The organism is Brevundimonas sp. (assembly GCF_032017145.1).
In the GTDB taxonomy this organism is placed as follows: Bacteria; Pseudomonadota; Alphaproteobacteria; order Caulobacterales; family Caulobacteraceae; genus Brevundimonas.
Genome location: NZ_DALZQC010000109.1, coordinates 1 through 10,432, shown reverse-complemented (window position 1 = coordinate 10,432; position 10,432 = coordinate 1). Strand labels below are relative to the sequence as shown.

Annotated in this window: 8 protein-coding genes and 1 pseudogene; 7 read left to right on the top strand and 2 right to left on the bottom strand. The window is 69.2% G+C overall.

Annotated elements, in window-relative coordinates; genetic code table 11:
- From RTU05_RS14860 to RTU05_RS14830, 7 genes are all read left to right on the top strand, one after another.
- On the top strand, positions 1–1,291 hold a 1,291-nt coding region (locus RTU05_RS14860; RefSeq protein WP_312599128.1), incomplete at its 5' end, for a UDP-N-acetylmuramoyl-L-alanyl-D-glutamate--2,6-diaminopimelate ligase.
- Positions 1,284–2,702 (top strand): UDP-N-acetylmuramoyl-tripeptide--D-alanyl-D-alanine ligase, encoded by a 1,419-nt coding sequence (gene murF, locus RTU05_RS14855; RefSeq protein ID WP_312599127.1) that lies wholly within the window; start codon positions 1,284–1,286, stop codon positions 2,700–2,702. The genes RTU05_RS14860 and murF, both read left to right, overlap by 8 nt.
- Before the next feature lie 9 nt (positions 2,703–2,711).
- The gene (gene mraY, locus RTU05_RS14850) at positions 2,712–3,821 is read left to right on the top strand and encodes a phospho-N-acetylmuramoyl-pentapeptide-transferase (RefSeq protein WP_248120290.1); all 1,110 of its coding nucleotides are present in this window, start codon (positions 2,712–2,714) and stop codon (positions 3,819–3,821) included.
- 139 nt (positions 3,822–3,960) lie between these two features.
- A complete protein-coding gene (gene murD / locus RTU05_RS14845; RefSeq protein ID WP_312599126.1) occupies positions 3,961–5,454 on the top strand; it encodes a UDP-N-acetylmuramoyl-L-alanine--D-glutamate ligase in 1,494 nt (497 codons plus the stop codon).
- Positions 5,451–6,626 (top strand): putative peptidoglycan glycosyltransferase FtsW, encoded by a 1,176-nt coding sequence (locus tag RTU05_RS14840; RefSeq protein ID WP_312599125.1) that lies wholly within the window; start codon positions 5,451–5,453, stop codon positions 6,624–6,626. The genes murD and RTU05_RS14840 overlap by 4 nt, the downstream gene beginning before the upstream one ends.
- A gap of 175 nt (positions 6,627–6,801) precedes the next feature.
- Positions 6,802–7,890, top strand: a complete 1,089-nt coding sequence (gene murG / locus RTU05_RS14835) for an undecaprenyldiphospho-muramoylpentapeptide beta-N-acetylglucosaminyltransferase (protein WP_312599124.1) — start codon at positions 6,802–6,804, stop codon at positions 7,888–7,890.
- 195 nt (positions 7,891–8,085) lie between these two features.
- The gene (locus RTU05_RS14830; protein WP_312599123.1) at positions 8,086–9,219 is read left to right on the top strand and encodes a mechanosensitive ion channel family protein; all 1,134 of its coding nucleotides are present in this window, start codon (positions 8,086–8,088) and stop codon (positions 9,217–9,219) included.
- On the opposite strand, the gene RTU05_RS14825 is transcribed toward RTU05_RS14830, so the two are convergent.
- Together RTU05_RS14825 and RTU05_RS14820 are read right to left on the bottom strand one after the other, a co-directional pair.
- Entirely contained in the window at positions 9,188–9,610 is a 423-nt protein-coding gene (locus RTU05_RS14825; RefSeq protein ID WP_312599122.1) for a surface-adhesin E family protein, read from the bottom strand. The genes RTU05_RS14830 and RTU05_RS14825 overlap by 32 nt on opposite strands.
- Positions 9,607–10,432, bottom strand: a pseudogene (locus RTU05_RS14820) (chromosome segregation protein SMC); the annotation flags it as partial. The gene RTU05_RS14825 and the pseudogene RTU05_RS14820, both read right to left, overlap by 4 nt.

The following is a 10,432-nucleotide window of genomic DNA, read 5'->3' as shown; positions in this document are numbered from 1 at the left end:
GGGCGCCGCCGCCGTTCTGGCCCCCGCCGACACCCCCGATACGGCGGCCCCGGTCCTGGTCACGTCCGGCGACGTGCGTCGCGCCTACGCCATCGCCGCGCGCGGCTTCTACGGCGCCCAGCCCAGGACCTGCGTGGCCGTGACCGGCACCAACGGCAAGACCTCGGTCGCGGCCTTCTGCCGCCAGCTGTGGGCCGGCGTCGGGCACAAGTCCGCCAGCATGGGCACCCTGGGCGTCGTGGGTCAGAAGGGCGACAAGACCTACGCCCTGACCGGCCCCGGCCTGACCAGCCCCGACGCCGCAGAGGCCGCCCGCCTGATGGCCGAATTGGCCCGTAAGGACGTGACCCACGTCGCGCTGGAGGCCTCGTCCCACGGCATCGACCAGCGCCGACTGGATGGGGTCGCTTTGAAGGCCGCCGCCTTCACCAACCTGACCCAGGATCACCTCGATTATCACGGCACGATGCAGGACTATCGCGCCGCCAAGATGCGTTTGTTCGAGACCCTGCTGCCGCGCGGCCGCACCGCCGTCCTGAACGCCGATTCTGACGCCTATTCCGCCTTCGCCTCGGCCTCGATCATGGCAGGGCTGGGCGTGATGGCGGTGGGCGAGCGGGGCCGCGATCTGACGCTGATCGGGCGTCAGGCCACGCCGGAGGGTCAGCGCCTGACCCTGGACGTGCGCGGTCAGGTCCGCGACATCCTGCTGCCGCTGGCCGGCGCCTTCCAGGCCTCCAACGCCCTGGTGGCGGCGGGCCTGTGCATCGCGGCGGGCGACGCCCCCGACGCCGTGATCGGCGCGCTGGAGGAGCTGACGGGCGCGCAAGGTCGGCTGCAACGCATCGGCGCCGAGACCGGGCAAGGCGAGGTCTATGTCGACTACGCCCACACGCCCGACGGGCTGGAGACGGTGCTGAACGCCCTGCGTCCCCACGCGACCGGCCGTCTGATCGCCGTGTTCGGCGCGGGCGGCGACCGGGATCGCGGCAAGCGGCCGTTGATGGGCGCCATCGCCGGGCGTCTGGCCGACGTCGCCATCGTCACCGACGACAATCCCCGGTCCGAAGACCCCGCCGCCATCCGCGCCGAGGTTCGCGCCGGCTGCCCCGACGCGCTGGAGATCGGCGACCGCCGCGCCGCCATCGCCGCCGCCGTCGAAATGATGCGCGAAGGGGATGTGGTGGTCATCGCCGGAAAAGGGCATGAACAGGGGCAGATCGTCGCGGGCGTGACCCACCCCTTCGACGACGCCACCGTCGCGTCCGAGGCCCTGTCCCTTCATGCCTGATGCCATCGCCCGCCCGCTCTGGACGGCCGCCGAAGTCGCCGCCGCCACAGGCGGCGTGCTGCACGGCGACGACCGCCCGATCATGGGCGTCACCTACAACAGTCGCGAGATCGCGCCCGGCGACCTGTTCCTGGCGCTGAAGGGCGCGCGCGACGGGCATGAGTTCGCAGGCGACGCCTTCGCCGCCGGGGCCGCCGCCGCCCTGGTCGAACACCCGGTCGAGGGCGGGCCTTGCATCGTCGTCCCCGACACGCTGCACGGCCTCGAAGCGCTGGGCGTCGCCGCCCGTGAACGCGCGCCCCAGGTGAAGCGCGGCGCCGTCACCGGCAGCGTCGGCAAGACCAGCGTGACCCAGGCGATCAAGGCCGGTCTCGACCTCTCCGGCCCTGCCCACGGTTCGATCAAGAGCTACAACAACCACATCGGCGTGCCCCTGACCCTGGCCCGGATGCCGGCCCAGACCCGGCGCGCGGTCTTCGAGATCGGCATGAATGCGCCGGGCGAGATCGCGCCCCTGTCGCGCCTGGTCGCCCCCCACGCCGCCTGCGTCACCACCGTCGGCCCGGTCCATATCGAAGCCTTCGCCGATGGCGAGGCCGGGGTGGCGCGCGAGAAGGCGGCCATCTTCCAGGGGCTGGTCCCCGGCGGAACCGCCGTGGCCAATGGCGACGTCGCCTTCGCCGCCGTACTGGCCGAGGCCGCCCGTGCGGTGAGCGCCCGCCTCGTCGTCTTCGGAACCCAGGCCGGTTGCGACGCCCGCCTTATCGACTTCCGCCCGGATGCGCAGGGCGCGACCGTCACCGCCGAACTGTTCGGCCGGCCGCTGGAATATCGCCTGGCCCAGTCGGGCGCCCACTGGGGCCTGAACAGCCTGTGCGTCCTGGCCATGCTGGACGCACTGGACGTGCCGCTGGAAACCGGTCTTCAGGCCCTGGCCGACTTTCAGCCCCTGGCCGGCCGGGGTCAGACGCGCCAGGTCGATCTGGTCGGCGGCGCCTTCACCCTGATCGACGAAAGCTACAACGCCAATCCCCTGTCGATGACCGCAGGGTTCAAGAGCCTGGGCGCCCGCGCCGTGTCGGGCCGCCGCGTCGTGGTTCTGACCGACATGCTCGAACTGGGCGACCAGAGCCGCAGCCTGCACGAGGGCCTGGCCGGCCCCATCGACGCGGCTGGCCTGGACCTGGTTCACGCCGCCGGGCCGCAGATGCGCTGGCTCTACGACGCCCTGCCGGTGTCGCGTCGCGGCCTGTGGCGCGAGACCGCCGCCGAACTGGCCGCCGAGGCCGCCCTGCTGGTCGCGCCCGGCGATGTCGTCATGGTCAAGGGATCGAACGGCTCCAAGGCTTCGCTGGTCGCCAAGGCCCTCGCGGATCTGCAAGGCCGCGACACGGCGCCCGCGACGCGATAGGGGACACCCATGTTTTACCTGCTCTACCTCTATTACGCCGACATCGCGCACCAGTATCCGCTGTTGAACCTGGTCCAGTATCAGACGGTGCGGATGGCCCTGGCCCTGGCCACCGCCATGATCGTGGCCGTCGCCATGGGCAGCCGCTTCATCAACTGGATCCGCGCCAAACAGGGCCGGGGCCAGCCGATCCGCGACGACGGCCCCGTCAGCCACCTGTCCAAGGTCGGCACCCCCACCATGGGCGGGCTGATGATCCTGGCCGGCATCGGCGTGGCCGTGCTGCTGTGGGGCGACCTGACCAACCCCTATATCTGGATCGTCAGCCTGGTCACCGCCGCCTTTGGCGTGCTGGGCTTCATCGACGACTACGCCAAGGTCACCAAACAGACCTCGGCCGGCCTGACGTCAAAGCAGAAGTTACTGGCCCAGACGGTCGTCGCCGTGGTCGCCGGCGTCCTGACCGTTCTGTGGATGACCGTCTCGCCCACCTCGCCGGGGCTTGAGACGTCCATCGCCTTCCCCTTCTTCAAGGCGGTGCTGCTGAACATCGGCTGGTTCTATGTGGCCTTCGCGGCCTTCACCATCGTCGGCTTCTCCAACGCGGTGAACCTGACCGACGGTCTGGACGGCCTGGCCACGGTGCCGGTGATGATGGCGGCGGGCGCGTTCGGGGTGATCTCTTATCTCGCCGGCAACTTCGTCTTCGCCCAGTATCTGCAGATCCACCACGTTCCCGGCGCCGGCGAACTGGCCATCTTCTGCGCCGCCATGATCGGAGGGGGCGCGGGCTTCCTGTGGTACAACGCTCCCCCTGCCAAGATCTTCATGGGCGACACCGGCTCGCTGGCCCTGGGCGGGGCGCTGGGGGCCATCGCCGTCATGACCAAGCACGAACTGGTCCTGGGCATCGTCGGCGGCCTGTTCGTCGCCGAAGCCGCCTCGGTCATGATCCAGGTCGGCTATTACAAGCTGACCAAGAAGCGCATCTTCCTGATGGCGCCGGTCCATCACCATTTCGAGAAGATGGGCTGGCCGGAGTCCACCGTGGTCATCCGCTTCTGGATCATCGCCGGCGCCCTGGCCCTGATCGGCCTGTCCACGCTGAAGCTGAGATGACGGCCTTCTCTCGATCGTCATCCTCGGGCTTGTCCCGAGGATTCATACGCCCGGTTTCGACCGTGGTAGGCGAATGTCTGACGCCTGAGTTTATGGATCCTCGCCACAAGGGCGAGGATGACGGGGTGGGGGCAGGGGCATGATCCCCGTTCCTGGTTTCGAGGGCAGGCGGGTCGCGGTCTTCGGCCTGGGACGGTCGGGGATCACGGCCGCGCGCGCGCTCCAGGCCGGGGGCGCCATCCCCATTCTATGGGACGACGGCGTATCGGGCCGGATGCAGGCCGAGGCGGAAGGCTTTCAGGTCCAGGATCTGACGACGGCCGACTGGTCCGGTTTCGCCGCCCTGGTCCTGTCGCCGGGTGCGCCCCTGACCCACCCCAAGCCGCACTGGACCGTGGACCAGGCGCACGAGGCCGGCGTGCCGGTGATTGGCGATATCGAACTGTTCGCCCGCGCCCTGGCGGCCCGGCCCCCAGATGAGCGTGCGCGCGTGGTCGCCGTAACCGGCACGAACGGCAAGTCCACCACCACCGCCCTGATCGGCTGGGTGCTGAAGTCCGCCGGCCTGACCGTCCATGTCGGCGGCAATATCGGCATCGGCGTCCTGGCCCTGCCGGAGCCGACGCCGGACGCGATCTATGTCATCGAGGTCTCCAGCTACCAGCTGGACCTGAACACCACCTTCGCCCCCGACGTGGCCATCCTGACCAACATCAGCCCCGACCACCTGGACCGCCACGGCGGCATGCAGGGCTATGTCGCCGCCAAGGCGCGGATATTCGCGGCCCAGGCGCCGGATGCTGTGGCGCTGATCGGCGTGGACGAGGATTGGGGGCAGGCGATCGCGTCCGGCCTGAATTCCCGCGTCATCACGATTTCCTCCGCCGCTCATCCCCGCGAAAGCGGGGACCCAGTCCTTTCGCACGGGCAGGGCGCCGCGGATCACGAGCGGACCTCCCTAGACAGGCCGGAAAGCCCACAGAACTGGGTCCCCGCTTTCGCGGGGATGAGCGGTATCGAGGCTGTGCCGGGCGCGATCCGAGCCGAGGGCCGAACCCTCGCCGACCTCGCGCCCGCCCGTTCCTTACCCGGCCGCCACAACGCCCAGAACGCCGCCTTCGCCTATGCCGCCGCCCGGGCGCTGGGCGTCTCCCACGCCGCCGCCGTCAAGGGCCTGCTGACCTTCCCCGGCCTCGCCCACCGGATGGAGACGGTGGCTCAGGTCGGCGCCGTGCGCTTCGTCAACGACTCCAAGGCCACCAACGCCGACGCCGCGCGTCAGGCCCTGGCCTCCTATCCATCCGTCTTCTGGATCGCCGGCGGCGTGCCCAAGGCCGGCGGCATCGACGATGTGGCCGACCTGTTCCCGCGCGTGAGGCGGGCCTATCTGATCGGCCAGGCGGCCCCCGCCTTCGCCGAGACCCTGGGCGACACGCCCCACGTCATTACCCAGACCCTGGACGCCGCCGTCGCCGCTGCGGCCGCCGATGCGGCCGCAGCAGGCGGTGACCAGATCGTCCTGCTGTCGCCCGCCTGCGCCAGTTTCGATCAGTTCGCCGATTTCGAGGCGCGGGGCGAGGCGTTTCGCGCGGCCGTGCTGAACCTGACCTCCGCCCCGGAGAGCGCCGCATGAGCGCCCATTACACCCCCGCCTTCTCCCGCAACGACCAGAGCCTGATCGCACGCTGGTTCTGGACCGTGGATCGCGGCCTTTTAGGCGCGGCCTTGGCCCTGATGGCGCTGGGCGTCTCGCTCAGCTTCGCCTCCAGTCCCGCCGCCATCCTGGCCGATGAATCGATCACCGATCCCTTTCACTATTCCTGGCGGATGATGGTCTTCGCCGGCGCGGGCCTGACGGTCATGCTGACCACCTCGCTGATGTCGCCGCGCGGGGTGCGCCGGATCGCGGTCCTGGCCCTGTTCGGCGCCATCGTCGTCATGGCCGCCCTGCCCTTCATCGGCGACACGGTGAAGGGCGCCGCGCGCTGGGTGAACCTGGGGCCGTTCAGCCTGCAACCGTCCGAGTTCGCCAAGCCCGGCCTGATCGTCTTCGCCGCCTGGATGTTCGCCGAGGCGCAGAAGGGCCAGGGCGTGCCCGGCGTCACCATCGCCTTCGGCCTCTACGCCCTGACCGTCTGTCTGTTGCTGATCCAGCCGGACATCGGCCAGACCCTTTTGATCACCACCACCTTCATGGCCGTCTTCTTCATGGCGGGGGTGCCGTTCAAATGGATGGCGGTCCTGGCCAGCCTGGGCATGGCCGGGTTGGTGTCGCTGTATTTCGTCTTCGGCCATATGCGCGACCGCCTCAGCCGCTTCTTCTCGCCCGAGACCACCGACACCCACCAGATCGACAGCGCGTCCCAGGCCATTCGCGCCGGCGGCCTTTTGGGCCGGGGGGTGGGCGAGGGGGTGATGAAGCGGCACGTGCCCGACCTGCACACCGACTTCATCTATTCCGTCGGCGCCGAAGAGTTCGGCCTGGTCCTCAGCCTGATCATGATCGGCCTTTACGCCTTCATCGTCGTGCGCGGGATGCGTCGGGCCATGAAGCTGACCGACCCGTTCGAACAGACGGCGGCGGCGGGCCTGTTCATGCTGATCGGGCTTCAGGCCTGCATCAATGTGGCGGTGAACCTGAACCTGATTCCGACCAAGGGCATGACCCTGCCGTTCATCAGCTATGGCGGCTCCTCCATGCTGGCCATGGGCCTGACCATGGGTTTCGCCTTGGCCCTGACGCGCCGCCGCCCCGGCGCCTACGAGCCGGGGGCCAGCCTGACGATGGGCCGGCGGTTGCTGTAGACGCCATAAAGAGACCGTCACCCTAGGCCCTGTGCCTAGGGTCCATAAACTCGGGCTTCACCTTGCAAGCACGACTGCTTATGCCGGGCATATGGATCCCAGGCATAAGGCCGGGGATGACGAGAAAGAGTAAATGCGAGACAGGGTCGAAAGCGATCCCATGAATGGAGACTCCATGTCCAAGCTCTGCGTCGTCGCAGCCGGCGGAACCGGCGGCCATATGTTCCCGGCCGAAGCCCTGGCGCGCGAGATGGCGGCGCGCGGCTGGCGCGTGGTGCTGGCCACCGATCATCGCGGCGAACAATACGCCCACGCCTTTCCCGCCGAGGAACGGCTGGCGCTGGACGCGGCCACAGGCTCCGGCCCGCTGGGCCTGGTCAAGGCGGGCGTGGCCATCTTCAAGGGGGTGATTCAGGCGCGTGACGCCTTCGACCGGCTGGGCGCCGACGTGGTTGTGGGCTTCGGCGGCTATCCGTCCGCCCCCGCCTTGGTCGCCGCCGTCACCGCCCAGCGCCCGACCGTGATCCATGAGCAGAATGCAGTCCTGGGCCGCACCAACCGCATCCTGGCCCCCTATGTGAACCAGGTCGCCTCGTCCTTCCCGACGCTGGAGCGGGCGCCCCCCAAGGTGCAGGGCCGCTCGCACGTCGTCGGTTCGCCGGTGCGCGCAGAGATCCGCGCCCTGTTCGACCGTCCCTATCTGGCGCCTGCCGATGACGGCCCCATCCATGTGCTGGTGACGGGCGGCAGTCAGGGTGCGCGCATCCTGTCGGAGACGACCCCCCGCGCCCTGGCCGCCGTGCCGGAACCTCTGCGTCGTCGCCTGAAGGTGCAGCAGCAGTCACGCCCCGAGACGTTGGATGCCGCACGCCAGATCTATCTGGAGGCGGGGATCGAGGCCGAGGTCGCCCCCTTCTTCCGCGACATGGCCGAACGGCTGGCCAAGGCCCATCTGGTCGTGGGCCGCTCTGGCGCCTCGACCTGCGCCGAACTGGCCGTCGCCGCCCTGCCGGCCGTCCTGATCCCTCTGAAGATCGCCACCGACGACCACCAGCGCCTGAACGCCAAGGCCCTGACCGACGCCGGCGCGGCCGAGGTCATCCTTGAGGACGACCTGACCGTTGATCGGCTGACGGCGACTCTGGAAGGGGTGCTGGTCGATCCGGCGCGTTTGGCCGCCATGTCCGCAGCCGCCCGATCCGTCGCCATCCCCGACGCCGCCCAGCGCCTGGCGGACCTGACTGAGGCGACCGCAGGACACTGAATCTCGTCTCCTCCCCATGCAGTGGGGAGGGGGACCGCGAAGCGGTGGAGGGGCTCTTGAGGGCGCACAGGCGCCTATGATGTGCTGAAGAACCCCTCCGTCACGGCGCTGAAGACGCGCCGCGCCACCTCCCGTCGCCACGCGATAGGGAGGAGACTTGCACAACCGTTCAGCTTGTGGCGCGTTAGCTCCCCCATGCCCCCCGAAATCATCGCCCTGACCCGCCAAGTCCGCGCCCTGTGGCATCGGTTCGACTGGCTGCCCGAATGGGCGGTCACCGGCCTGGTCCTGCTGGTCTTCGTCGGCGGCGGCTGGGTCACGCACAAGATCGCCTTCGCCATCCTGCGCCGCATGGTCAGGAAGAAGGACGTCTTCTGGCGCGGCGTGGTCGAGCGGGCGCGGATCAAGCTGCGGGTCCTGATCATCATCATGGGCGTGGGGTTGGGTGTGACCGTCTCGCCGATGGACCCGGCGCCTTCGGCGGACATCCGGTCGGTGCTGCTGTTCCTGTTCATCCTGACGCTGGGCTGGCTGGCGTCGGGGGTGCTGGACATGTGGTCCGTCATGCACCTGAAGCGCTACAACATCGCCGTCGAGGACAATCTGCTGGCCCGCAAACACCTGACCCAGACCCGCATCCTGCAGCGGGTGGCCAAGGTGATCCTGTTCATCGTCACGGTGGGTCTGGCCCTGATGACCATCGCCGGCTTCCGCCAGTGGGGCGTCAGCCTGCTGGCCTCGGCCGGGGTCGTCGGCATCATCGCCGGCCTGGCGCTGCAGCCCATCCTGACCAATATGGTCGCCGGCATCCAGATCGCCCTGACCCAGCCCATCCGCCTCGACGACGCCGTAATCGTGGAGAAGGAGTGGGGCAATGTAGAGGAGATCACCGCCACCTATGTCGTAGTCAAGCTGTGGGACTGGCGCCGGATGGTGCTGCCCCTGTCCTACTTCATCACCACCCCCTTCCAGAACTGGACGCGCGAGAACGCGCGCCTGATCGGGGTGGCCTTCTTCTACGTCGACTACGAGGCGCCGATCGACAAGCTGCGCACCGCCTTCGAGGGCATCGTCAAGGCCTCCAAGCACTGGGATGGAGACGTGCAGGTGATGCAGGTCACCGACATCACCGAGCGCGTGCTCCAGGTCCGCTGCCTGGCCAGCGCCCGCTCCGCCGGGGTGGCGTTCGACCTGCGCTGCGAAATCCGCGAGAAGCTGATGGCCTTCATGCGCGACGAATGCCGCGAGGCGTTGCCGAGGGACCGTATCGAGTGGCCGCAGGGGTCCGACAAGGGCCTTATTCCGCCAGAACCGCCTGTCCTCGCCTGATCGCCTCGTCCAGCGTCAGGGTCTCGGCGGGCGCTTGCATCGCGCAGGCCACGGCCAGCAGTTCGGCGGCGTCGCCGCCGGGAGCGGCGGGATAGGCGGGGGCGGGATCAGGCGTGGCCGGGCCTTGGGTTCCGTCGGCGCGCAGGGAGGCGAAGTCCAGCCGGTCCGCCGTCATCGCCCGGCAATCGAACGCCCAACGCGACCACCCACCGATATAGACGACATCGCCGACCCTAAACCCGGTCTCGGCAACCTGAAGTTCGCGCATATGGGCGATGTCGCCTTGGCGTTCGATGGAGTTCACGTCGGCGTAGATGGCGAAACGGCCTACGCCGACGGGTGTGAGCGCGGGGGCGGGGTCGGCCAGAAGGGCCAGCATCAGGGCGATCATGCGACCAGGGTCTCCGCCTGATGCAGGTCCACGCTGACCAACTGGCTCATGCCGCGTTCGGGCATGGTGACGCCGTACAGGCGGTCCATCCGGCTCATGGTGACGGGGTTGTGGGTGATGACGATGAAGCGGGTGTCGGTGCGGCTCCGCATCTCGTGCAGCATCCGGCAGAAGCGGTCCACGTTGGCGTCGTCCAGCGGCGCGTCCACCTCGTCCAGCACGCAGACGGGCGCCGGGTTGGCCAGGAAGACGCCGAAGATCAGGGCCGCCGCCGTCAGGGCCTGCTCGCCGCCGCTCATCAGCGACATGACCGACAGGCGCTTGCCGGGCGGGCAGGCGTAGATCTCAAGCCCCGCCTCCAGCGGATCGTCGCTTTCGACCAGCTTCAGCTCGGCCTGACCGCCGCCGAACAGGGCCTCGAACAGGGTCTTGAAGTTGGTGTTGATGACGTCGAAGGCCGCGACCAGCCGCTCGCGCCCCTCGGCGTTCAGTTCGTCGATGCCGTCGCGCAGCTTGGCGATCGCCTGGGTCAGGTCGATGCGCTCCGACTTCATGCTGTTCAGCCGGTCGCCGTATTCCACCGCCTCGTCCTCGGCGCGCAGGTTGACGGCGCCCAGGGCCTCGCGCTCGCGCTCCAGCCCGAACAGCAGACTCTCGGCGCCGGCGGCGTCGGGCGGACGTGCGATGGCGTCGTCGGTCAGCTTCTGGCCCAGGTCCTGCGGCGACATCTGCGCCGTCTCGCGCAGGGTGGTCTCGGCTTCGGTCAGCTTCTCGGCGGCGGCCTCGGCGCGGGCGGCCAGACCGGCGCGGGCCTCGCGGGCC